This window comes from Roseovarius sp. A46, assembly GCF_004126395.1.
Classification (GTDB): Bacteria; Pseudomonadota; Alphaproteobacteria; order Rhodobacterales; family Rhodobacteraceae; genus Roseovarius; species Roseovarius nitratireducens.
The window spans coordinates 255104-277178 of record NZ_PVWS01000001.1 but is presented as its reverse complement, the minus strand read 5'-3'; the positions used below and the strand labels follow the sequence as shown (position 1 = coordinate 277178).

The 22075-nt window shown below is 64.0% G+C and carries 22 protein-coding genes; 7 read left to right on the top strand and 15 right to left on the bottom strand.

Annotated features, from left to right (window positions below):
• Positions 1-466 precede the first annotated feature (466 nt).
• From msrQ to C6W92_RS01365, 8 genes are all read right to left on the bottom strand, one after another.
• Positions 467-1069, bottom strand: coding sequence for a protein-methionine-sulfoxide reductase heme-binding subunit MsrQ (msrQ, locus tag C6W92_RS01400; RefSeq protein WP_129431284.1), 603 nt, complete (start codon positions 1067-1069; stop codon positions 467-469).
• Positions 1069-1968, bottom strand: coding sequence for a protein-methionine-sulfoxide reductase catalytic subunit MsrP (gene msrP, locus C6W92_RS01395; RefSeq protein ID WP_129431283.1), 900 nt, complete (start codon positions 1966-1968; stop codon positions 1069-1071). Before msrP ends, msrQ begins: the two co-directional genes overlap by 1 nt.
• A 76-nt stretch (positions 1969-2044) precedes the next feature.
• Positions 2045-3538: an FMN-binding glutamate synthase family protein gene (locus tag C6W92_RS01390; protein WP_129431282.1), complete on the bottom strand. Its 1494-nt coding sequence runs from the start codon at positions 3536-3538 to the stop codon at positions 2045-2047.
• A gap of 183 nt (positions 3539-3721) precedes the next feature.
• Positions 3722-3880, bottom strand: coding sequence for a cbb3-type cytochrome oxidase assembly protein CcoS (ccoS, locus tag C6W92_RS01385; RefSeq protein ID WP_104020167.1), 159 nt, complete (start codon positions 3878-3880; stop codon positions 3722-3724).
• Between the two features lie 3 nt (positions 3881-3883).
• Complete coding sequence (locus C6W92_RS01380) at positions 3884-6067, bottom strand: heavy metal translocating P-type ATPase (RefSeq protein WP_129431281.1); 2184 nt, start codon at positions 6065-6067, stop codon at positions 3884-3886.
• Between the two features lie 3 nt (positions 6068-6070).
• Positions 6071-6532 (bottom strand): FixH family protein, encoded by a 462-nt coding sequence (locus tag C6W92_RS01375; RefSeq protein WP_347232773.1) that lies wholly within the window; start codon positions 6530-6532, stop codon positions 6071-6073.
• Positions 6532-7968 (bottom strand): cytochrome c oxidase accessory protein CcoG, encoded by a 1437-nt coding sequence (gene ccoG, locus C6W92_RS01370; protein WP_129431279.1) that lies wholly within the window; start codon positions 7966-7968, stop codon positions 6532-6534. Before ccoG ends, C6W92_RS01375 begins: the two co-directional genes overlap by 1 nt.
• Positions 7969-8063: 95 nt before the next feature.
• Positions 8064-8981, bottom strand: a complete 918-nt coding sequence (locus C6W92_RS01365) for a LysR family transcriptional regulator (protein WP_129431278.1) — start codon at positions 8979-8981, stop codon at positions 8064-8066.
• A gap of 103 nt (positions 8982-9084) precedes the next feature.
• Here C6W92_RS01365 and C6W92_RS17600 point away from each other — a divergent pair, with 103 nt between their 5' ends.
• On the top strand, positions 9085-9252 hold the full coding sequence (locus C6W92_RS17600) for a hypothetical protein (RefSeq protein ID WP_164989151.1): 168 nt from the start codon (positions 9085-9087) through the stop codon (positions 9250-9252).
• A gap of 160 nt (positions 9253-9412) precedes the next feature.
• On the opposite strand, the gene ccoP is transcribed toward C6W92_RS17600, so the two are convergent.
• From ccoP to ccoN, 4 genes are read right to left on the bottom strand one after another with little or no spacing between them, the layout of a single operon-like run.
• On the bottom strand, positions 9413-10282 hold the full coding sequence (ccoP, locus tag C6W92_RS01360; protein ID WP_129431277.1) for a cytochrome-c oxidase, cbb3-type subunit III: 870 nt from the start codon (positions 10280-10282) through the stop codon (positions 9413-9415).
• Positions 10283-10285: 3 nt separating this feature from the next.
• Entirely contained in the window at positions 10286-10480 is a 195-nt protein-coding gene (locus C6W92_RS01355; RefSeq protein WP_104020161.1) for a cbb3-type cytochrome c oxidase subunit 3, read from the bottom strand.
• A 12-nt stretch (positions 10481-10492) separates the two neighbouring features.
• Complete coding sequence (gene ccoO, locus C6W92_RS01350) at positions 10493-11218, bottom strand: cytochrome-c oxidase, cbb3-type subunit II (RefSeq protein WP_129431276.1); 726 nt, start codon at positions 11216-11218, stop codon at positions 10493-10495.
• Between the two features lie 14 nt (positions 11219-11232).
• Complete coding sequence (gene ccoN, locus C6W92_RS01345; protein WP_129431275.1) at positions 11233-12837, bottom strand: cytochrome-c oxidase, cbb3-type subunit I; 1605 nt, start codon at positions 12835-12837, stop codon at positions 11233-11235.
• Between the two features lie 201 nt (positions 12838-13038).
• Here ccoN and C6W92_RS01340 point away from each other — a divergent pair, with 201 nt between their 5' ends.
• Positions 13039-13878, top strand: a complete 840-nt coding sequence (locus tag C6W92_RS01340) for a universal stress protein (RefSeq protein ID WP_129431274.1) — start codon at positions 13039-13041, stop codon at positions 13876-13878.
• 297 nt (positions 13879-14175) lie between these two features.
• On the opposite strand, the gene C6W92_RS01335 is transcribed toward C6W92_RS01340, so the two are convergent.
• Complete coding sequence (locus C6W92_RS01335) at positions 14176-14937, bottom strand: Crp/Fnr family transcriptional regulator (RefSeq protein ID WP_129431273.1); 762 nt, start codon at positions 14935-14937, stop codon at positions 14176-14178.
• Between the two features lie 55 nt (positions 14938-14992).
• Here C6W92_RS01335 and hemN point away from each other — a divergent pair, with 55 nt between their 5' ends.
• Together hemN and C6W92_RS01325 are read left to right on the top strand one after the other, a co-directional pair.
• The gene (gene hemN / locus C6W92_RS01330) at positions 14993-16348 is read left to right on the top strand and encodes an oxygen-independent coproporphyrinogen III oxidase (protein WP_129431272.1); all 1356 of its coding nucleotides are present in this window, start codon (positions 14993-14995) and stop codon (positions 16346-16348) included.
• A 145-nt stretch (positions 16349-16493) separates the two neighbouring features.
• Positions 16494-17096 carry a glutathione S-transferase gene (locus C6W92_RS01325; protein WP_129431271.1) on the top strand — a complete coding sequence of 201 codons (603 nt, stop codon included), beginning with the start codon at positions 16494-16496 and terminating at the stop codon, positions 17094-17096.
• 32 nt (positions 17097-17128) lie between these two features.
• Here the strand turns inward: C6W92_RS01325 and C6W92_RS01320 are convergent, their stop codons facing one another.
• On the bottom strand, positions 17129-17821 hold the full coding sequence (locus C6W92_RS01320) for an outer membrane beta-barrel protein (RefSeq protein ID WP_129431270.1): 693 nt from the start codon (positions 17819-17821) through the stop codon (positions 17129-17131).
• A gap of 225 nt (positions 17822-18046) precedes the next feature.
• Between C6W92_RS01320 and petA the strand changes: the two genes are divergently transcribed.
• Genes petA through C6W92_RS01305 form a run of 3 tightly spaced genes read left to right on the top strand, consistent with a single transcriptional unit; the run spans position 18047 to position 20801 of the window.
• Positions 18047-18607 (top strand): ubiquinol-cytochrome c reductase iron-sulfur subunit, encoded by a 561-nt coding sequence (gene petA / locus C6W92_RS01315; protein WP_129431269.1) that lies wholly within the window; start codon positions 18047-18049, stop codon positions 18605-18607.
• A gap of 12 nt (positions 18608-18619) precedes the next feature.
• A complete protein-coding gene (petB, locus tag C6W92_RS01310) occupies positions 18620-19942 on the top strand; it encodes a cytochrome b (protein WP_129431268.1) in 1323 nt (440 codons plus the stop codon).
• A gap of 10 nt (positions 19943-19952) precedes the next feature.
• Positions 19953-20801, top strand: coding sequence for a cytochrome c1 (locus C6W92_RS01305; protein ID WP_129431267.1), 849 nt, complete (start codon positions 19953-19955; stop codon positions 20799-20801).
• A 133-nt stretch (positions 20802-20934) separates the two neighbouring features.
• Here the strand turns inward: C6W92_RS01305 and C6W92_RS01300 are convergent, their stop codons facing one another.
• Complete coding sequence (locus tag C6W92_RS01300; protein ID WP_129431266.1) at positions 20935-22074, bottom strand: alkane 1-monooxygenase; 1140 nt, start codon at positions 22072-22074, stop codon at positions 20935-20937.
• Between the last annotated feature and the right edge of the window lies 1 nt (position 22075).

Sequence of the window (22075 nt, the reverse complement as noted above, 5' to 3'; positions counted from 1 at the left end):
GATCACAAGGACCCTACCGGCGTTGATATACAGACGTCCGTCCGTCGAAACAGACCAAACCGCCCACATATCTCTTCAGATATCAATCATGTCAAAGAGCACGAGACAAAACCAACCAGAGTGCGCCATTTTCTTGGCCCAACCCGCCGATCCTACCTCGGTGTTTTTGCCTCGCTTTCTTCGGAAGCGGCTGCTTCGTCAGTCCGGTCGGCCCACCGACATGCGCCTCAGCGCCGCCGGTGAGGGGCTGTTTACGGATAGCGCCCGAGACCCGCAACCCCCTTTTTCGCCTTTCGTCATTTTTTCTTCATCCGCCCCTATTTCGCGCGAAATGAGTGGGTTACGGGTCTCTTGCGTCGCTTTTGAGTGCTCTTGCGCAACTTTGTTTCTGACGCTCTCGCTTCCCCGAGCCCGGCTCGACGGTTATCCACAGGGTTACCCCCAGAAAGGCCCGCGTTCGGCCGACTCAGACGCGCTGCGGCCCCCGCGAGCGCCGGAGCCGTAGCGCCAGCAGGCCGAGAATCGCCCCGAGATAGATCAGCGGCTCGAACTGAAAACCCTTGGAGAGCCAGATGAAATGCACCGCCCCGAGGATAACCACCGCATAGGTCAACCGATGCAGCCTCCGCCAGCGCGGGCCGAGGCGGCGCAGCGACAGGTCATTCGACGTCAGCGCCAGCGGAATCATCAACAGGAAAGCGGTAAAGCCCACGGTCACGAACGGGCGCTTGACGATATCGGCCCAGATGCGGGCGGCATCCTGCACGTCGAGCAGGAGCCAGACCGCGAGATGCAGGCTCACATAAGTAAACGCCAGAAGCCCGAGCGCCCGGCGAAAGCGTATGAGATTGATGCCGAGGTGCCGCCGCAGCGGCGTAATCGCGAGTGTGGCCACCAGCAACTGAAGCGCCACCAGGCCCAGTTCACGCTCCAGCGCCTTGATCGGCTCGGCACCGAGCCCGCCGGTCAGCCCGAGGTAGAAGAACCAAACCGCCGGCGCGAGACCGATGACCCACAGCGCCCAGACCGGAACGCGGCGCGCCGGGCCGTTGATCCGGTCAGCCCACATCAGAAGTGCTTCTTGAGGTCCATGCCCTTGTAAAGGCTAGCCACCTCGTCGCCATAGCCGTTGAACATGAGCGTCGGGGTGCGCGACGAGAACAGCCCGCCGCCGATTCGCCGCTCTGTGGCCTGGCTCCAGCGTGGGTGGTCCACCTCCGGGTTGACGTTGGAGTAGAAGCCGTATTCGCGCGGGTTGGCCTTGTTCCAGCTTGTCGGCGGCTCACTGTCGGTCAGCGTGATGCGCACCACCGACTTGATCGACTTGAAGCCGTATTTCCATGGCACGACAAGACGCAGCGGCGCGCCGTTCTGCTTTGGGATGTCGCGGCCATATATGCCCGTCGCCATGATGGTGAGCGGATGCATCGCCTCATCGAGCCGCAGCCCCTCGACATAGGGCCAGTCGAGCACCGGGTAGGCCACGCCGGGCATCTCGTCCTCGCGCAGCACCGTCTCGAAGGCCACGTATTTCGCGCCTGACTGCACGCCCGCCATCGCCAGCAGGTCGGCGAGCTCGAACCCGTTCCACGGCACCACCATCGACCATGCCTCGACGCAGCGGAAACGGTAGAGGCGCTCCTCCACCGTCATCTTCGCCATGATGTCCTCGAAGGCATAGTCGCCGGGGCGGTCCACCAACCCGTCGATACGCACGTTCCACGGCTCGATGGTCAGCCGGTGCGCATGGCGCGCCGGGTCGCCCTTGTCGGTGCCGAACTCATAGTAATTGTTGTAGGAGGTGATGTCCTCCCAGTCGTTGGGCTCGAGCGTCTCGGCCCGCGCGGCATCGCTGGCTCCGAGAAGACCGAGCCCCGCCGCCCCGGCGATCACGGCCCGTCGGTCGAGCCACACCTGCTCCGGCGTCACGTCACACTCGCGCAGGTCATTCTTCCAGCGATAGGCCATTACGTCCTCCTCATCCGTTAAACGGCATATAGGGGCAGACACGCGCCAAACCAGCCGCGGGTTTCACCGTCGGCGATCACAATGGCGCGTCCGGGCTGTAACTCGGGCGGATCTCGTTGAAGCGGATCGAGGTGCCGTTGGCCTGCACCAGCCGCACGTGCCGCCGCCGCATCTGCCGTGGTTCGGCCACGCCGACGGAATGGGCGATGGTCTCGACCTCATTGATGATGGACTTGGCATAGTTTGCAACCTTGGCATACTTGTCCTCGACCACGAGGCCGCGCTGAAGATACGGATCGTGGGTGGTGATGCCTGTGGGACAGGTGTTACGGTTGCACTTGAGCGCCTGGATGCAGCCGAGGCTGAACATGAAGCCGCGCGCCGAGGTCACGAAATCGGCCCCGGCGCAGAGCGCCCAGGCCACGTCGCCGGGATTGACCAGCTTACCGCTGGCAATCATGCGGATCCGGTCCTTGAGACCGTAACGGTCGCGCAGATCCACCATGCGCGGCAGCGCGTCGCGCAGCGGCATGCCCACGAGGTCCATCAGCGGCATCGGGGCGGCCCCGGTTCCCCCCTCGCCGCCGTCTATGGTGATGAAATCCGGCGCGCACTCTGCCCCGCGCGCAGCCACCAGCTCGAAGAATGGCTCCCATGCCTGCGACGTGCCGATCACCGTCTTGAAGCCGACGGGCCGGCCGGTAACGCGGCGGATGTGGCAAATCATGTCCAGAAGGTCGCCGAAATCGTCGATCTCTGCGTGCCGGTTGGGCGAAATGCTGTCCTGCCCCTCGGCAATGCCGCGGATGCGCGCGATCTCGCCATTGACCTTGGCACCGGGCAGGATGCCACCCTTGCCGGGCTTGGCACCCTGCGCCAGCTTGATCTCGAACATCTTGATGCACGGGTTGTCCGAAACCTCGCGCAACCTGTCATCGGAGAGTTGCCCCCCGGCGTCGCGCACGCCGTATTTCGCGGTGCCGATCTGGTAGACAAGGTCGCACCCTCCGGTCAGGTGATAGGGGCTGACCCCGCCCTCACCGGTATTGAGCCAGATGCCCGCCCGTGCCGCCCCCCGGCTCAGCGCCTCGACAGCGGGGCGCGAGATCGCGCCATAGCTCATGCCGGAAATGTTGAAGATCGACTTCGCCTTGTAGGGAATCGCCGCGCCCGGCCCGATCTCCATCGGTTCGGTGGTGGCAAACTGGTCGTCGAGCGGCGGGAACACCGCCGGCACGAATATGGGCGTGCCGGGCACGTGGAGATTGCGGGTCGAGCCAAAGGCGATGGTATTGCCCTTGTGCTTGGTCGCATGCGCCACCCAATCCCGTTGCGCACGGTTGAAGGGCATTTCCTCGCGGTCCATCGCAAAGAAATACTGACGAAAGAATTCGCCCAGTTTTGTGAACAGCCCCCGGAACCGCCCGATCACCGGGTAGTTCCGGCGAATCGCGTCGCCGGTCTGCGTACGGTCTATGACGTAAAAGAGCAGCACCACCAGCGCCGCCGTCCCCAGAAGGAACACGAAGACGAGCGAGAGGACCTCGAGAATCTGTGTCACATACCCCATAACGGTCTCCCCGGTCCGCCCCGACTGGCTCGCCACGGTCCCCGGATGGCGGCCACGCGCCGGGGCTGACGGAATGCCTCACCGTTTAGTCCGGATCGGGCACGCTTGTCCACGTCGCCGCGCCGGTCAGCCTGCGGGACGGGGGGCGCACGGCGATACCGTCCGCAGCGCGATCCTCGGTGGTCAGGGCTTGGGGTGTTCGTCCCAGTCATCCGTCAGGATGCGCCGGGCATCGCCCTCGGGGTCGTCATACTGGTTGGACCGCACCGTGTAGATGAAGAACACCAGCCCCAGACCGCCAAGGATCAGCGAAATCGGGATGAGATAGGCCAGCACGTTCATCGCTCACCTCAATCGCAGCGCGTTCAGCGACACGGTAATCGAACTCGCCGACATGGCCAAGGCCGCGATCAGTGGCGTGGCGAGTCCGGCCACCGCCAGCGGCACGGCGACGATGTTGTAAACCGTCGCAATCCTGAAGTTTTCGCGAATGCGCCGCGTCGCCGAGCGCGCCGTCACACAGGCCGCACCGATGGGCGACAGGTCATTGCCCAGCAGCACGATATCCGACGCGACCCGCGCGGCATCGAGCGCCGATGCGGGCGAGATCGAGACATGCGCGGCGGCGAGCGCAGCGGTGTCGTTGAGCCCGTCACCCACCATCAGCACATGCCCGCCCTCGGCGCCCAGCGCGTCGACGCGCGCCGCCTTGTCTGCGGGCAGCGCCTCGGCGGTCCATTCCTTGATCCCGAGCCGATCCGCGAGAGCGGCGACCGCCGGTTCGGTATCGCCCGACATCAGGATCACCCGCTTGCCATCGGCCACCAGCGCCGCGACCGCCTCTTGCGCACCGGGGCGCAGCGCATCGGTGAATGGAAACGCCACCGGCCCGCCCCCGCCCATATCGAGGAAACTCGCGGTTTGCGCCCGCGGCGCGGCGCCCGTCCAGCTTGCCCGCCCGAGCCGCACCTCGCGGCCCTCGTAACGGCCCTTGGTGCCGTAGCCCGGCACCTCTGTCACGTCGCTCACCTTCGCTGCCGCGACACCTGCCTCGCGCGCGGCCTCGGCGATCGCGCGGGCCAGCGGGTGCGACGAGCCCTCGGCCAGCGCGCGCGCCACCGCCATCGCCTCCGGCGGGACCGCCCCCGGTGCCTCGAGTCGCGGGGTGCCGGCGGTCAGCGTGCCGGTCTTGTCGAACACCACCGTGTCCACCTGCGCCAACCGCTCCAGCGCGGTTTCGTGCTTGATGAGCATGCCGCGCCGGAAAAGCCGCCCCGACGCCGCCGTCGTCACCGCCGGAACGGCAAGGCCCAGCGCGCAGGGACATGTGATGATGAGCACGGCTGCGGCAATGTTGAGCGCGGTGCGCAAATCCCACGTATAGAGATACCAGCCGAGGAAACTCAGGCCCGCCAGGATATGCACCCCGGGCGCATAGAGCTTGGCCGCGCGATCAGCGAGCGAGGTGTAGCGCGAGCGCCCCGATTCCGCGATCGCCACCAGGTCGGCCATGCGGTGCAGCGATGTCTCGGCACCAACGGCGGTGGCACGGATGGTGAGCGGCCCGGTAAGGTTCACCTCTCCGGCGCTCACCGCCTGCCCCTCTCCCGCAAAAACGGGCCGCGTCTCTCCGGTCAGGAGAGAGCGGTCGATCTCCGACGTGCCGCCGACGATCTCGCCATCCACCGGCATCCGCCCGCCGGGGCGCACGAGGACCAGATCGCCCGCCGCAAGCTCCGAGACGCTGACAACCTCTTCCTCGCCATCGTGCAACCGCGTCGCGCGTGGTACTTCGAGCGCGGTCAGCTCCTCGGCGGCAGAGCGCGCGATGGCACGGGTGCGATGATCGAGATAACGCCCGGCAAGCAGGAAGAAGGTGAGCGCGATGGCCGCGTCGAAATAGGCGTGCTCGCCCGAGAGCGAGGTTTCCCACAGCGAGGTGATCACCGCCAGAACGATCGCCAGCGTGATCGGCACGTCCATGTTGAGCCGCCCCTGCCGCAGCGCAGCCCATGCATTGCGAAAGAATGGCATGCCCGAAAACGCGATGGCAGGCAGGGTGATCGCGGCGGATATCCAGTGAAACAGGTCGCGCGTCGCGGCATCGGCCCCGGACCAGACCGAGATCGACAAAAGCATGACGTTCATCGCGGCAAATCCCGCCACCGCCAGCCGCATCAAGAGATCACGACCCGCCTTGTCGGTTGCGGTGGCGTTGAGCGTGCCGGCGTCAAGCTCGTGCGCCTCGTAGCCCAGCCGCTCGACAAGCGCGCGCATCTCATCCGCCGTAACGCCGGGGGCGGCGTCGATGCTGGCCCGTTTGAGGGTGAGGTTGACCCGCGCCGAGCGCACCTGCGGGTGCGCGTCCAGTGCGCTCTCGATCTTCGAGATGCAGGCCGCGCAATGGATCGTCGGCAGCGACAGGGCGATCCGGGCGTCGGGCAGGTCGCGCGCGGCCAGCGCCTCGGCCGCCGGGGCGGCGGCGCAGGCCGGACAGGCCGAAGGTGCAGGGCGCATCGTGGCGGTCATCCCCTAGCCTCGATCCATCAGGATCTCGCGGCGCTGCTGGAACAGGGTTCCGTCGGCGGAATAGGCTCTCAGCCGAAGGATCCACTTTCCTGCTCCCAGCGCAACGGGTGCTTCGAAGGCCTGCCCGGTATAGGTGAGCCGGGCCGAGATATCCTCGTGATCCTCGGTTGCCCGGCCCACCGTCGCCTCGACGCTCGCGGGTCTTACGGGCCGCCCGCTCTCGTCGGTGAAGCGCAGCGACAAAAGCCCGTCCTGCGCCTCGGCGGCCAGGATCCAGCCCAGCGCCTCCTGCGCGGTCTTGCGCTCGTTGAAGGTCTGGCTGGCGATATAGCCGTTTCTCACCTCCAGCCCGGGAAAGGTGCGCACCGCCGAATAGGCCAGCACGAGATTGACCCCGATGATGACGCTGAAGGCCGCCACGAAGCCTATCAGCACGTGCCGCCCGGTGATCTGTCGTTCCGCCATCATTGCCCCCGTCCGTTGAAGACCGTGTCCTTGTAATCGCGCGTGCCGCTGCCGGTATCCTCGACCCAGATGCGGATATCGGTACTCTCGGCCTGTGCCGGGGCCGAATTCGGCGGTGCGGTGACGTAGACACGCTGAAGCTTCATCTCGTCGGGGGCCACCTCGACCGAAGTGTAGGGCGTTCCCTCCAACGTGATGAACAGCGTCGGATCGCCCTTCACGCTGAATTTAAAGCGCGTCGGCTCGTGCTTCATGTTGCGCAGGCGCACCTCGTAGATATTGCGGATTTCGCCATCCGACAGGGTGACATAGGTCGGGTTGCGCACCGGCGCCACCGTCAGGTCGATGTCGGAGCGGATGAACAGCGCAAAGACAAGACCCAGCCCCACCAGCGACCAAAGCGCCGTATAGAGAATGGTGCGCGGGCGGAAAACGTGCTTCCAGATCGGTTTGGGCGGCTGGCCCGCGCGCTCGCGCTCCTCGTCGGTGAACGCCATGTAGTCGATTAACCCGCGCGGCTTGCCAATCCTGGCCATCACGTCGTCGCAGGCGTCGATGCACAGCGCACAGGTGATGCATTCAAGCTGCTGGCCATCGCGGATGTCGATGCCCACGGGGCAGACGTTGACGCAGGCCATGCAGTCGATGCAGTCACCCTGCGTGGCCCCGGCTTTCACGGCTTCGGAGTTCTTGCGCGGCTCGCCACGCCATTCGCGGTAGCCCACGGTCAGCGTGTCCTCGTCCATCATCGCGGCCTGAATGCGCGGCCAGGGGCAGGCATAGATGCAGATCTGTTCGCGCGCGAAACCGCCGAAGAAAAAGGTCGTGCCGGTCAGAACGGCGATGGTGGTATAGGCGATGGGATGCGCGTCGAGCGTGAACAGGTCGACCAGAAGCGTTGGTGCATCCGTGAAATAAAACACCCACGCGCCCCCCGTCGCCACCGCGATCAAGGCCCAGGTGATCCATTTGGTCACTCGCAGCCGCGCCTTGCGGACATCCCATTTCTTCTGCCTGTGCAGGCGCAGCCGGGCATTGCGATCACCCTCGATCCAGCGTTCCACCAGGATAAACAGATCGGTCCAGACGGTCTGCGGGCAGGCATAGCCGCACCACACCCGGCCAAGCGCCGAGGTGAACAGGAACAGCCCCAGGCCAGCCATCACCAGCAGGCCGGCAACGAAGTAGAATTCATGCGGCCAGATCTCGATCCAGAAGAAGAAGAACCGCCGCTCAGCCAGATCGAGCAGAACTGCCTGATCCGGAAGACTCGGCCCCCGGTCCCAGCGAATCCACGGGGTGAGGTAATAGATGCCGAGGGTGACGGCCATGATCACCCATTTCAGGTTGCGGAACTTGCCGTACACCTTCCTGGGAAAGACCGGCTCACGCGCGGCATAGAGGGATTGGGGGGCATTAGGCTGGGAATCGGCCACGGAGACACTCCGATATCTTGCATCTGTTGATCGTCTTTTGACAGGATGCGGGGCCCGAAACTTTGACCTGCATCAATCCTGACTCCTGAATCGATCTATTTCGCTTGCGTCTTGCTCACGGACAACTCTTTGAGCGGCACCGTCTTTCGCGCCTGCCGCCGTAGCCACGTAACGAAAGCCTTTGCAGGCGGACGCAGCACGCCGGGGCGCGTAACAACATGATAGCCCGCCTCCTCTTGATCCTCGAACAAAAGCCGCAATCGACCGGATGTGATATCCTGACGCACCCATTCGCGCACCGTCACCGCCACGCCCTGCCCGTTGCGCAACCCGTCGAGCAACAGGTTACCCGGCACCTGCACCAGCCCGGCGGCACGTTCCTTGACCACGCCCCGCCGACGCAGCCAGTCGCTCGCCTCGTTGGTGCCGAATTCCTGCAACCAAGGCAGGTCGGCAAGGTCCGCGGGGCATTCGATCCGCTTGTCTTCGACCAGGTGCGGCGCAGCCACGGCGACGATGGGCGAGCGAAACAGCAACTCCGCCTCCAGCCCCGGCCAGTGCCCCGTGCCATACCGCACGGCGATGTCGATGCCACCCGGCTCCAACTCGACGATTCTTGGAGTCGGGTCGATCATCAGGTCGATTTGCGGATGCGCCTGCCGGAACTCGCTGAGGCAGGGCATGAGCCAGTGCGCGGCAAAACTCGGCGTCGTCGATATCTGCAGCGGGCGCTCGGCATCAGCACCGGTCAGCGCCTCGACCGCACGGGCAATAGCCCCGAACCCGAGGCTCAGCGCATCAGCAAGGTCACGTCCCTCCGCCGTCAACCGTGACTGCCGCCCCGACCGGTCGACAAGCGCCACGCCCAGATGCGCCTCAAGCTGCCTGACCTGTTGGCTGACGGCGGCGTGGCTCACGTTTAGCCGCGCGCCGGCGGCGGCGGTGCTGCCGGTCTCGGCCAAGGCCGCGAAAGCGCGCAGCGCGGTCAGAGAAGGAAGGGTATGCCAATCCATGATGTAAGCCTACCTTACGGGTCGAAAATTTTCCAGAGTCGCGTGAGGAGCCACATTTCCCCATATTAAATGGCAGAACAGCAGCAGATGAAAGGACACGATCATGCTTGGAATTCTGGCAAATACTTTCAATATCGCCACTCGCACCGACACCGCGAACGGTGCGCGTCACCGCCATCAAAACCGGCCCCACCGGCCCTTGGCGGAACGCTCGGACCAGCGCGACAGTGCAGAGCTGGAGGCCCACCTCATCGCCCGTCGCAGGGTCTGACCCGCACATGACAAGGGCCCCGAAACGGGGCCCGAGGTTGACATGGCGTCTCTTCAGCCGACGTTATCGGTGCCGGCCCTCCCTGGAAACGCGCGAACAGGACGGAAGGACCGGCACCTTACCCCGGGCCCAGGAACGGGCCCGGGGTATCTCTTTGCGCTTACTGACCGCCGCCCAGTTGGTGGACATAGACGGCAACGGCGCGCGTCTCGGCCTCGCTGAGGTCGGCCCCACCCATCGGCGGCATGATGCCAAAGCGCGAATTGGTCACGGTCTCGCGGATCGTGTCGTAATCCCCACCATAGAGCCAGATGGCGTCGGCGAGGTTCGGGGCACCCTGGTAGATGTCGCCCCCACCCGCGTCGCCATGGCAGGCCGCGCAATTGTCGAGGAATATCTCCTCGCCTGCCGCAGCGGCCGTGGCGTCCTGCGGCGCGCCCGAGAGCGACATCACGTAATTCACCACCTGGTCGATCGATTCGCTGTCGAGGATGTCACCGAAGGCGGGCATCTGCGACCAGCGCGCATCCGGGTCCTCGTCGTTGCGGATACCGTGAGCGATGGTGTAGTGAATATCGTCCAGCGTGCCACCCCAGAGCCAGGCATTGTCCAGCAGGTTGGGATAGCCGCCCGCCTTCACGCCCGCCGCGCCCGAGCCGTGGCATTGCGCGCACCAAGTGCGAAAAACCGCGGCCCCGGCAGAGACGGCATAGCTGTTGAGCTCCTCGTCCGTCGGGATTTCTTCGAGTTCAACCGACGCCAGCCGGGTATTGATCTCGGCATTGGCCTCTTTTGCGGCCTCGATCTCGGCGGCCACGTTGGCGCGGGTGGACCAGCCCTTGTAGCCCGCCGTCGCCTCGTTGATGAGCGGCCATGCGGGATAGGCGATCACGTACCAGATCCCCCAGATGATGGTGGCGTAGAACACCCATACCCACCAGCGCGGAAGGGGATTGTTGTATTCCTTGATCCCGTCCCACTCGTGGCCGGTGGTATCCGGTTCCTGTTTATCGGTCGGTTTCTTGGCCATGTCTTACGCCTCCTTGGCGTCGGCATCGCGATCGGATGCCGGTTTGTCTTCGTGCCGGAAGGGGATGTTCGCCGGGTTCTCGTATTTCTTCGTGGCGCCGGGGCGGAACACCCAGATGACTACCCCGATGAAGAAGGCAAAGAGCACCAGCAACATCCAGCTATCGGCGAATTGGCGCAGCAGGGAATAGGTTTCCATCTTCTGTCCTCCTCAGCGGCTTGCAACGGGGGTGAAGGTCGAGAAATCGACCAGCGTGCCCAGCATCTGCAGGTAGGCGATCAGCGCGTCGCTCTCCGAGATGCCGGGGCGGCTGTCGAAATTGCGCACCTGCGCCTTGGGGTAACGCGCGAGCAGCCCCTCGGTATCGGCGTCCGGATCGGCCTGCGCCCGGAAGTCTGCCACCGCGTTCTCGATCATCTCGTCGGTATAGGGCACGCCCACGAGGCTGTGTGTCTCGAGCAGGTCGGCGACGTGTTCGCCGTCGATCAGCCGATCCTCGAGGAAGCCGTATTTCGGCATCACCGATTCGGGCACCACCGCTTGTGGATCGCGCAGGTGATCGACGTGCCATGCGTCCGAGTAGCGCCCGCCGACGCGCGCGAGGTCAGGCCCCGTGCGCTTGGAACCCCACTGGAACGGGTGGTCGTATTTCGACTCCGCAGCGAGGCTGTAATGGCCGTAGCGTTCGACCTCGTCGCGCATCGGGCGCACCATCTGGCTGTGGCAGACGTAACAGCCCTCGCGGACGTAGATGTCGCGCCCGGCCAGCTCCAGCGGCGAGTAGGGGCGCATGCCCTCCACGTCCTCGATGGTGTTCTCGAGCCAGAACAGCGGGGCGATCTGCACGATCCCCCCGATGGTGACCACGAGGAAGGCAAAGATCGCCAGAAGCGTGACGTTCTTTTCCAGGATTGCGTGTTTGTCCAGAATTGCCATCTCTCCGGCCCTCCTTATTCAGCCGGGACTGTGCTGTTCGTGGCCTCAACGGCCGGCGAACGCTTCACAGTCATCCAGAGGTTGTAGCACATGATCACGGCACCGGTGACGTAGAGCACCCCGCCCAGACCGCGCACGATATACATCGGCAGTTTCGCGGCCACGGTGTCGGCGAAAGAGTTCACAAGGAAGCCGTTCGCATCCACCTCGCGCCACATCAGGCCCTCCATGATCCCCGTCACCCACATGGCGGCGGCGTAGAGAATGATGCCGATCGTGGCGAGCCAGAAGTGCCAGCTCACGAGGCTCAGGCTGTAAAGCCGCTCGCGGTTCCACAGTTTTGGCACCAGGAAGTAGAGCGCACCGAAGGTGATCATGCCGTTCCAGCCAAGCGCACCCGAGTGCACGTGCCCGATCGTCCAGTCGGTATAGTGCGACAGCGAGTTGACCGCGCGGATGGACATCATCGGCCCCTCGAAGGTGGACATGCCGTAAAAACCGATGGAGATCACCATCATCCGGATAATCGGATCGGTGCGCAGCTTGTCCCATGCGCCCGAGAGCGTCATCAGGCCGTTGATCATCCCGCCCCAGGACGGCATCCACAGCACGATCGAGAACACCATGCCCAGCGTCGAGGCCCAGTCGGGCAGCGCCGTGTAGTGCAGGTGGTGCGGACCAGCCCAGATATAGATGAAGATAAGTGCCCAGAAGTGGATGATCGACAGCTTGTAGCTGAACACCGGGCGTTCTGCCTGTTTCGGGACGAAGTAGTACATCATCCCAAGGAACCCGGCGGTGAGGAAGAAGCCCACGGCGTTGTGGCCGTACCACCACTGCACCATCGCGTCCTGCACACCCGCAAACACCTGGACCGATTTGGAGCCCCAGATCGAGACCGGAATCGACAGGTTGTTGACGACGTGCAGCATCGCCACCGTTATGATGAATGACAGATAAAACCAGTTGGCCACATAGATATGCGGCTCTTTCCTCTTGACGATCGTGCCGAGGAACACCGCGAGATAGGCAAGCCAGACGATGGTCAGCCACCAGTCAACGTACCATTCCGGCTCGGCGTATTCCTTGGATTGGGTGGCACCCAGCAGGTAACCGGTGGCGGCCAGAACGATGACAATCTGATAGCCCCAGAACACGAACCACGCGAGGTTGCCGCCCCACAGCCGCGCCGCCGAGGTGCGCTGCACCACGTAGAAAGACGTGGCAATGAGCGCGTTGCCGCCAAAGGCGAAGATCACCGCGGATGTGTGCAGCGGACGCAGCCGCCCAAAATTGGCATAGCCCTGCGCCCACTCGAAATTGAGCTCGGGAAAGGCGAGCTGAAAGGCGATGAACGTGCCCGCGAGAAAGCCGACGACGCCCCAAAGGGCGGTCGCAACGACCCCGGCGCGCACCACGCCGTCCATGTATTCGCCGGACAGATCGACCCGCGCCTGCGGCTCGTCGGTGTGCTTGAGCACCCACAGAAACAGCCCGCCGGAGATCAGCGCCACGGTAAGCGCATTTACCAGATAGGCCAGATCGCGCGCGTAGTTGGCAGCGATCAACGCGAAGAGCGTTATCAGGCCAAGCGCAATCAGCTTGATGTAATTCGTCATGTTGCGTCCCTTCGTCTTCGACCGCGCGACTCGCCATGACCGGCGCACGCACGTTTGACTTTGCACTTAATGGGAGCACCCGAGTCAACAAACCTTGATCTGTGTCAAAACGGCACGCACCGGCGCTTGATCCGCGTCAATGCGTCCCGCCCCTCATGCCCCTAATGTGGTCATATCGAAGCGGATTCAGGGAAATGCACGATGACCTATAACAGCCTATTCACGGTACTGACCGACCCGGCGCTGGTCGATGAGACCCTCACCCATGCCATCGCCGTGGCCGAAGCCAATGACGCGCATCTCGATGCGCTCTGCCTGGGCGTCGACCGAAGCCAGACAGGCTATTACTACGCCGGCGCAAGCGCGGTTGTGCTCCAGGAGACAATCAGCCGTGCCCAGGAAGACGCCGAAGAGATCGACCGGCTGGTGCGCGCGCGTCTCGACAAGAGCACGATTCGCTGGGCCGCCGAGATGGGCGTGGCACAGCTTGCCGATATCGGACGCCATGTCGCGGCGCGGGCGCGATTTTCGGATCTGGTCACTTTGCCGCAGCCCTATGGCGAGGGGCGCGGTGCCGAACTCGAGGCGGTAACCGAATCGGCACTCTTCGAGGGGCGCACGCCGGTTCTCGTCGCGCCCGCCAAGGGCGCCCCGACACCGAACCCACGGCGCATACTTCTGGGCTGGAACGAGAGCCCCGAGGCGCTCGCCGCCACGCGGGCCGCGATACCACTCCTGCGCATGGCAGAGACGGTGCATGTGGTGGTGATCGACCCGCCCATGCACGGGCCGAACCGCTCCGATCCCGGCGGGCTTCTGGCGCAGTATCTCGCGCGCCACGGGGTCAAGACCGAGATCGACGTGCTGTCGCGCTCGTTGCCGCGGGTCTCGGATGTGCTCTTGCGCCACATGACGGACATGGACGCCGACATGGTGGTGATGGGGGCTTATGGCCATTCGCGCTTTCGCGAGGCAATCTTCGGCGGGGCCACGCGCTACATGCTGGAACAGGCCACGGTGCCGGTGTTCATGGCGCATTGACCCAGCGGGCTTCTGGTCGGGAAAGGCGGGGCCGGTCCCGTCGCGCCTTTCCGACCATCCCCCGCCTGTGAAACCACCCCTGCCCGTCTCCTGAGACTTTCCACCGGGATCGCCATCGGTGTCATCGGGGCGCAGACCGGTCTGAGCAGGCGGCTGCTTCGACCGATCTGTTAACCTCGACGGCATCGACAGAAATACCGACGCGATACAGCCGGTTTACCGACGCGATGCAGACAGGCATTTTGGGTTGTTAACCAATCTCTTGGCCCTGATTCGGCCCCGGCTGAACCAATGACCTCAGACCAGCAGCCCGCCATCGCTGTCGTCGCCCGCCTCTTCCAGCAGGCGGCCCATGTCGGGGATGGTCACCCGGCGCTTGCCCTCAAGCGAGATCACCCCGTCCTTCTTGAGCGCCGAGACCTGGCGGCTGACGGTTTCCAGCGTGAGGCCGAGGTAATCGGCCATCGCCTCGCGCGTGAGCGGCAGGTCAAAGACCAGCGGGCCGCGCATCCCCTGCATCGAGAGCGCGGCGTCGCGCCGCGCGATGATCGCGATGAGCGAGGCGATCTTTTCCCGTGCGGTCTTGCGGCCCAGCACCAGCATCCATTCGCGCGCCGCGTCCAGCTCGTCGAGCGTCATTTCGAGCAGACGCTGCGCGATGTGGGGCGTGCGAACCATCATCTGTTCGAACGGTTTGCGGCGAAAACAGCACATCACCATGTCCGTGGTTGCGACCACGTCATAGGTGGCGCACTCGCGCCCCGGGCGACCCACGAAATCGCTGGGCAGAAGCAGGCCCACCATCTGCGTGCGCCCGTCCTCCATCGTCTGCGTGAGCGTGGCGATCCCCGAAACGACGGAGGCAACGAAATCCATCTGGTCCCCGGACCAGATAACCGTCTGCCCGGCCTCGAAGTTGCGATAATACTTGATCTGCTCGAGCAACTCGAGCTCGTCAGACTCGCACCGTGCACAGACGGCGCGGTGTCGGATCGGGCAGTCGCCGCAATCCACTGGCGCGCAATGCGCGATTTTTTCGCTGATCGCCAACTTTGCCATCCAAGGGTTGATCTGGGTCAAGGAGTTTACGTTTTCGGACTGTAAACGTCGGCACATGGATACGCAAACCGAACTCGCCCGCCTGGGTCTTTTTGATGCCAAGGTGCCTCGCTACACCAGCTACCCCACCGCGCCGCATTTCAGCCGGTCGGTGGCGTCTGGTGACTTCACCGACTGGATAGCCGCCATCCCGGCTGGCTCCGAGGTATCGCTCTACGTGCACGTGCCCTTCTGCCGCAGGCTGTGCTGGTTCTGCGCTTGTCGCACGCAAGGCACCCAGAGCGATGCGCCGGTGATCGCCTATCTCGAGACGCTCAAGACCGAGATCGCCATGCTGGGGCGCCTGCTGCCCGATGGTGTGCGGCTCTCGCGGCTGCACTGGGGCGGTGGCACGCCCACGCTTTTGCAGCCGTCGATGATGACCGAGCTGGCGGGGGCGATTCGCGAGATTGCGCCGTTCACCGAGGCCACAGAGTTCTCGGTCGAGATCGACCCCAACGAGATCGACGGGCCGCGCCTCGACGCGCTCGCCGCGGCAGGCATGAACCGAGCCTCCATCGGAGTGCAGGATTTCGACGAGGACATCCAGAAAAGCATCGGTCGCCTGCAAAGCTACGACATCACTCGTTGGGCTACCGAGGAAATCCGTGCAAGGGGCGTGGCGAGCCTCAATGCCGACATTCTCTACGGTCTGCCGCACCAGACCAAGGCGCGAATCACCGAGAGCGTGCAGAAGCTCCTGTCGCTCAACCCTGACCGTGTGGCGCTCTACGGCTATGCGCATGTGCCGTGGATGGCCAAGCGCCAGCAGATGATCCCTTCGGACGCTCTGCCCACCCCGCAGGAACGCCTTGCCCTCTTCGACACCGCCAGGCGGCTGTTTCTCTGGGACGGGTACGACGAGATCGGCATCGACCATTTCGCCACCAAGGACGACGGGCTGAGCATTGCACAAAAGACCGGACGCCTGCGCCGCAATTTCCAAGGCTATACCGATGACACGGCGGATGTGCTGATCGGTCTCGGCGCATCCTCGATCTCGCGCTTTCCGCAAGGATACGCACAGAACGCACCCGCCACCGGGGCCCATACCGGCGCGATTCGCGAGGGGCGGTTTTCCACCACGCGCGGTCATGTCTTCTCGCCCGAGGATCGGATGCGCGGCCGGATGATCGAGATGCTGATGTGCGATTTCCACGTCGATGCGGAGGAGATCACGCGCGATTTCGCCATCGCCCCAGCCGCGCTGCACGACCTGTTGTCAGAGATTGATCGGGCCTTTGCCGGTCATCTGAAGCTGGACGAGACCGGCCTGTTCATCCCGCCGGAGGCACGCCCGCTCACCCGGATGATCGCACGGCAGCTCGACGCGTACGAGGTCAATGCCGAAGGTCACAGCTCGGCGATCTAGAGAATACCGCTCAAAAGCCGGTTCCGGTGTTGAGCAGCATTCCTTGTAGACTGTTGCGACGGCAGGCCCGTTAGCGGCCAGCCGCGCTTTACACCCCGGCCCTGCGCGCCTAGCGTCTGCGCGACACCTGCAAGAGGGCCGAACCATGCAACTCATCGCCTCCCCACTCTCTCCTTTCGTGCGCAAGGTGCGCGTGCTGTTGCATGAGACCGGGCTCGCCCAGCAGGTCGAGGTGGTGAACCTCGCGACAACCCCGATCGAGACCGATCCGCGCGCCGCCTCGGCCAATCCGCTGGGCAAGATCCCCGCGCTGGTGCGCGAGGACGGCGCCACACTCTATGACAGCCGGGTCATCACCCGATATCTCGATGACCTCGCGGGGGCCGGGCTCTACCCCGAGGCGCGGCTGTGGGAAGTCCTGACGCTCGAAGCCACCGCCGAGGGCATCATGGAAGCTGCCGTTCTGATGACCTATGAGGGCCGCTTTCGCCCCGAAGACATGCAATACGCCCCCTGGGTCGAGGCGCAATGGGCCAAGATCGCGCGCGCGCTCGATGCGCTCGAAGCGCGGTGGATGAGCCACCTCTCTGGTCGGCTGGACATGGGCCATATCGCCACGGGCTGCGCGCTGGGATATCTCGATTTCCGCCATGACGGGCGCGGCTGGCGGCAGGGGCACCCGGCGCTGGCCGACTGGTTCACCGCGTTTGCGCAGCGTGAAAGCATGACAGCGACGGCCCCCGCCTGACCGGTGCCGTCGCAAGGCCCGCTGGCGATACCTCAGAAGCTGTAGCTGATTCCCACGTTCACCGCATGGGTCACGAGCTCTGTCTTGAGCTTGCCCGCGCTCTGCCCGGCAACGGTCGGGTCCGGGTCGATGGTGGCATCGTTGTCGGACCACGTGATCTGGTACTCGCCAAAAAGCGCCCACTTGTCGGTAATCGCGTATTTCAGCCCGGCGATGCCACGCAGGGCGGGGCCTGTGGCCTCGAAATCAAAGGTGCGCCCCGTGGCGCCGGTCACCTTGATGTCCACGTGCGGGATGGCCACGCCGACCCCGGCCCCGACATAAGGCGTGAATCGCGGCGTCTTGGCGAAGGCACCGGGAAAACGCTTCATCACGTTGGCCGTGATGATGTTGTGCCCATCGGTGAATTCGAGCTTGTCGACGCCCAGTGCGGCACGGTCAGAGGCCGAGGCGATGGCCTTGGCATGGGTGCCCTCGATGCCGAAGCCGAAATCGCTCTGCATCCACCACGTGGCGCGACCGCCGTAATAGAGCGGGTTGTCGAACGGCTTCACCCGCCAGTCGATGTCGCGGCTCACCGGCGTGGCCGCCCCCGGCAGGCGCACCGAGTCGCTATCGCTGTGGGCGCTCTGCGTGCCAAGATAGAGGCTCAACTCAAGTTCGGCGGCGGCAGGTGTAGCCATCAGCGTGAGCGCTGCGGCGGCGACTTTGATAGAATCGAGCATGTCCGGGACCTTGCACTACGAGGGAATACGCGTCTAATGCGTCCTTATACCCGGAAATGCCCACCGACAAGCGCGACACAAGCGCGCTTCGATCACATCTTGGGGCGCAGCAGGCTGGACGCCTTGCCAAAGCCTCGCTAAATAGCCGCAGAGTGAAGGTCGGGGAGAGTCCCCGGACAAAACCTCATGAGGCCGTGACCGCCACTGACAGAATGGAGTAACCTCGTGTCCCACGCAGAAGATCACGAAGGCACCCGGAGGGATTTCCTCTACTACGCCACAGCAGGGGCGGGTGCCGTCACCACAGGAGCGGCGATCTGGCCGCTGGTCAACCAGATGAACCCGTCGGCGGATGTGCAGGCCTTGTCCTCGATCCGCGTCGATGTGGGCGGGGTCGACCCGGGCACGCAGATCAGCGTCAAGTTCCTCGGCAAGCCGGTCTTTATCCGCCGCCGCAGCGAGAAAGAGATCGAGGCGGCGCGCGCGGTCGAATTGTCGCAACTGCCCGACCAGAACGCGCAGAACCGCAACGACATGTCGCTCGACGCCTCCGACCAGAACCGCACCCTCGACGAGGCGGGCGAATGGCTGGTGATGATCGGCGTCTGCACGCATCTGGGCTGCGTGCCGATCGGCGATGGTGCCGGTGACTTTGGCGGCTGGTTCTGCCCCTGCCACGGCTCTCACTACGACACCGCGGGACGTATCCGCAAAGGCCCCGCGCCCGAGAACCTCTGGATTCCCGTGGCCGAATTCGTCGACGATACGACGATCCAACTGGGATAAGGAAACGCGCACATGTCCGGAATTCCACACGATCATTACGAGCCCAAGACGAACGGCGAGAAGTGGCTGCACAATCGTCTGCCCATCGTCGGGCTGCTCTATGACACCATCATGATTCCCACCCCCAAGAACCTCAACTGGATGTGGATCTGGGGGATCGTCCTGACCTTCTGCCTCGTGTTGCAGATCGTCACGGGCATCATCCTCGCGATGCATTACACGCCGCATGTCGACATGGCCTTTGCCTCGGTCGAGCATATCATGCGCAACGTGAATGGCGGGCATTTCATCCGCTACCTGCACATGAACGGTGCCTCGCTGTTCTTTGTCGCGGTCTACCTGCACATCTTCCGCGGGCTCTACTACGGCTCTTACAAGGCCCCGCGCGAGGTCACCTGGATCATCGGCATGCTGATCTACCTCGCGATGATGGGCACCGCCTTCATGGGCTACGTTCTGCCCTGGGGCCAGATGTCGTTTTGGGGGGCCACGGTGATCACCGGTCTCTTCGGCGCGATTCCCTTCATCGGCGATGCGATCCAGACTTGGCTTCTGGGCGGACCGGCGGTGGACAATGCCACGCTCAACCGCTTCTTTTCGCTGCACTACCTGCTGCCCTTCGTGATCGCGGCGCTGGTGGCGCTGCATATCTGGGCGTTCCACACCACCGGCAACAACAACCCCACCGGGGTGGACGTACGCCGCGGCTCCAAGGCCGAGGCCCAGAAAGACACCGTGTCGTTCTGGCCCTATTTCGTGATCAAGGACCTTTTCGCCCTCGCGGTGATCATGGTGATCTTCTTCGCTATCGTCGGGTTCATGCCCAATTACCTCGGACATCCCGACAACTATATCGAGGCCAACCCGCTGCTCACGCCCGCGCATATCGTGCCGGAATGGTATTTCCTGCCCTTCTACGCGATCCTGCGCGCCTTTACCGGCGATGTCTGGGTGGTGATGTTCGCAAGCTGGATCACCGGCGGGATCATCAACGCCAAGTTCTTCGGTGTGCTGGCGATGTTCGGCTCGATCATCGTGATGGCGCTGGCGCCGTGGCTCGATACCTCCTCGGTGCGCTCGGGACGGTACCGGCCGATGTTCAAATGGTGGTTCGCGCTGCTCTGCGTCGATTTCGTGGTGCTGATGTGGGCCGGTGCGATGCCCGCAGAGCCGCCGTATTCCATCATCTCGCTCATCGGTGCGGCCTACTGGTTCGCCTACTTCCTGGTGATACTGCCGCTTCTGGGCGTAATCGAGAAACCCGAGGCACAGCCTGCCACCATCGAAGACGATTTCGATGCACATTATGGCAAGGCCCAAACGCCCGCCGAATGAGAAAGGACGGATGACAATGTTCAGAAAAACAGGCATTGCGGCCCTCGCGGCCCTGTCCCTCTCGACCGGCGGCGCATTCGCCGCCGGAGGTGAGGGGCATATCGAGGATGTGGCCTTCTCCTTCGAGGGGCCCTTCGGCAAGTTCGACCAGTTGCAGTTGCAGCGTGGCCTCAAGGTCTACACGCAGGTCTGCTCGGCCTGCCACGGGCTGCAATACGTGCCGCTGCGTACGCTCGCAGACGAGGGCGGGCCGCACCTGCCCGCCGACCAGATGCGCGCTTATGCCGAGCAATTCGAGGTCTATGACGACGAGCTCGACGATTTCCGGACCGCGAAGCCGACGGATCATTTCCCGATGTCGCAGCTGGAAAGCGCACCCGATCTGTCGCTCATGGCGAAAAAGCGCGCCGGGTTCCACGGCCCCTACGGTACCGGGCTCTCGCAGCTCTTCAACGGCATGGGCGGACCGGAGTACATCTACTCGCTGATGACCGGCTATCACGAGTCGCCGGAATGTGCTCCCGAGGACTTCCCTGGCTCCTACAACTCTGCCTTTACCGCCGGCGGGTACCCCGATGAGTGCAAGGACGAGCACGGCCACCCGACCGTGCCCGGAAGCTGGATTTCCATGGCACAGCCACTCTGGGGCGACGATGTCGAATTCGACGACGGCACCGCGGCGACGCTGGAGCAGGAGGCCGAGGATGTTGCCGCCTTCCTGATGTGGACGGCAGAGCCCAAGATGATGGCGCGCAAGGACGCGGGCCTGACGGGCGTGATCTTCCTCACCGTGCTGTCGGTGCTGCTCTACCTCACCAACAAGCGGATATGGAAACCGATCAAGCAGCGCAAAGGGTGACACCGGCTCCGCAGCTCTGACACAGCAAGGCCCCCGCCCGATCGGCGGGGGCCTTCTTTCTGGGACGCCTCCATTTCTTCTTGGGGCAAATACTCCACCCCGACGCTGCTGACCGCCGATCCCGCCGGACAGTTCAGCGCGGCATCGGATTGGCCGCCTTGTTATAGGCGCGCCAGTCGGTGATCTCGGGGTAGTATATCTGCCGCCAGCGCCGCACGCGCGGGTTCATGATCCGTCGCCACAGCCGCGGCACCATCGCCGCCATCGTCATGATCGGGTAGCCGTGGGGAAGCTGAGGCGCCTCATCCGCTCCGTAATTCTGCAACAGCGGGAACCGGCGGTCAGGCTTGTAGTGGTGGTCGGAATGGCGTTGCAAGTTGATGAGCAGCCAGTTCGATGCCTTGTGCGCCGCGTTCCAGCTGTGGCGCGGCTGAACATGCTCGTACTTGCCATCGCCCAGATGCTTGCGTGTGAGCCCGTAATGCTCGATGTAATTCACCAGTTCCAGTTGCCAGACGGCAATGAAGGCCTGCCATAGAAACAGTAGCAACCCCACACCGCCACCAATCAGAACCGCCAGCAACAGCATGAATCCCTGCATGGCCCAGTAGCGCCAGAACGGATTGCGCGCATCGGTCCATCCGCGCCCCTTGCGCGCCAGCTTCTCGCGCTCGGCACGGAACGCCGATTGCCAGCATTGCCGCAGCACCCGCGGAAAGAACCGGTGGAACCCCTCGTTATAGCGCGCCGTCACCGGGTCGCGCGGCGTGCCGACATAGCGGTGATGCACCAGGAGATGCTCGGACCGGAAATGCGAATAGAGCACCATCGCCAGCAGCACGTCGCCGAGGAACCGCTCGCCACGATCCTTCTGGTGCATCAATTCGTGGCTGTAATTGATCCCCACTGTGCCGGTGACCACGCCGACCCCGAAGAACAGCACGATCGTCTCCAGCGCCCCGAGATGTGCATCCCCCGGCCCGGTGACATACCAGATCATCCAGTAGAGCAGCGCGAACTGCACCGGCACCCAAGCGAGCGTGATCGCGCGATACCAGGTCAGTCGGTCCTCGGGCGTCGCCGGATCCGCATTCTCGGTGTAGAGCCCGAGAAACGCGTCGAGCAGCGTAAAGAAATACCACGTAACCACTGGCAGCAGGATCACCGTCCAGCCACCGTGGAGCGCCCCAAGGAGCGCGACGGGAACAAGCAGGAACGACATCCAGAATGGCAACGCACGCTGGAGACGGGCGACCTGATCGGCGGGTATCATG

Excerpts from the sequence above, each read along its gene's own strand:
- msrQ (WP_129431284.1), bottom strand. The coding sequence starts at position 1,069 with ATGTGGGCTGACCGGATCAACGGCCCGGCGCGCCGCGTTCCGGTCTGG.
- msrP (WP_129431283.1), bottom strand. The coding sequence starts at position 1,968 with ATGGCCTATCGCTGGAAGAATGACCTGCGCGAGTGTGACGTGACGCCG.
- C6W92_RS01390 (WP_129431282.1), bottom strand. The coding sequence starts at position 3,538 with ATGGGGTATGTGACACAGATTCTCGAGGTCCTCTCGCTCGTCTTCGTG.
- ccoS (WP_104020167.1), bottom strand. The coding sequence starts at position 3,880 with ATGAACGTGCTGGCCTATCTCATCCCGATTTCGCTGATCCTTGGCGGT.
- C6W92_RS01380 (WP_129431281.1), bottom strand. The coding sequence starts at position 6,067 with ATGACCGCCACGATGCGCCCTGCACCTTCGGCCTGTCCGGCCTGCGCC.
- C6W92_RS01375 (WP_347232773.1), bottom strand. The coding sequence starts at position 6,532 with ATGGCGGAACGACAGATCACCGGGCGGCACGTGCTGATAGGCTTCGTG.
- C6W92_RS01365 (WP_129431278.1), bottom strand. The coding sequence starts at position 8,981 with ATGGATTGGCATACCCTTCCTTCTCTGACCGCGCTGCGCGCTTTCGCG.
- C6W92_RS17600 (WP_164989151.1), top strand. The coding sequence starts at position 9,085 with ATGCTTGGAATTCTGGCAAATACTTTCAATATCGCCACTCGCACCGAC.
- ccoP (WP_129431277.1), bottom strand. The coding sequence starts at position 10,282 with ATGGCCAAGAAACCGACCGATAAACAGGAACCGGATACCACCGGCCAC.
- C6W92_RS01355 (WP_104020161.1), bottom strand. The coding sequence starts at position 10,480 with ATGGAAACCTATTCCCTGCTGCGCCAATTCGCCGATAGCTGGATGTTG.
- ccoO (WP_129431276.1), bottom strand. The coding sequence starts at position 11,218 with ATGGCAATTCTGGACAAACACGCAATCCTGGAAAAGAACGTCACGCTT.
- ccoN (WP_129431275.1), bottom strand. The coding sequence starts at position 12,837 with ATGACGAATTACATCAAGCTGATTGCGCTTGGCCTGATAACGCTCTTC.
- C6W92_RS01340 (WP_129431274.1), top strand. The coding sequence starts at position 13,039 with ATGACCTATAACAGCCTATTCACGGTACTGACCGACCCGGCGCTGGTC.
- C6W92_RS01335 (WP_129431273.1), bottom strand. The coding sequence starts at position 14,937 with ATGGCAAAGTTGGCGATCAGCGAAAAAATCGCGCATTGCGCGCCAGTG.
- hemN (WP_129431272.1), top strand. The coding sequence starts at position 14,993 with ATGGATACGCAAACCGAACTCGCCCGCCTGGGTCTTTTTGATGCCAAG.
- C6W92_RS01325 (WP_129431271.1), top strand. The coding sequence starts at position 16,494 with ATGCAACTCATCGCCTCCCCACTCTCTCCTTTCGTGCGCAAGGTGCGC.
- C6W92_RS01320 (WP_129431270.1), bottom strand. The coding sequence starts at position 17,821 with ATGCTCGATTCTATCAAAGTCGCCGCCGCAGCGCTCACGCTGATGGCT.
- petB (WP_129431268.1), top strand. The coding sequence starts at position 18,620 with ATGTCCGGAATTCCACACGATCATTACGAGCCCAAGACGAACGGCGAG.
- C6W92_RS01305 (WP_129431267.1), top strand. The coding sequence starts at position 19,953 with ATGACAATGTTCAGAAAAACAGGCATTGCGGCCCTCGCGGCCCTGTCC.
- C6W92_RS01300 (WP_129431266.1), bottom strand. The coding sequence starts at position 22,074 with ATGATACCCGCCGATCAGGTCGCCCGTCTCCAGCGTGCGTTGCCATTC.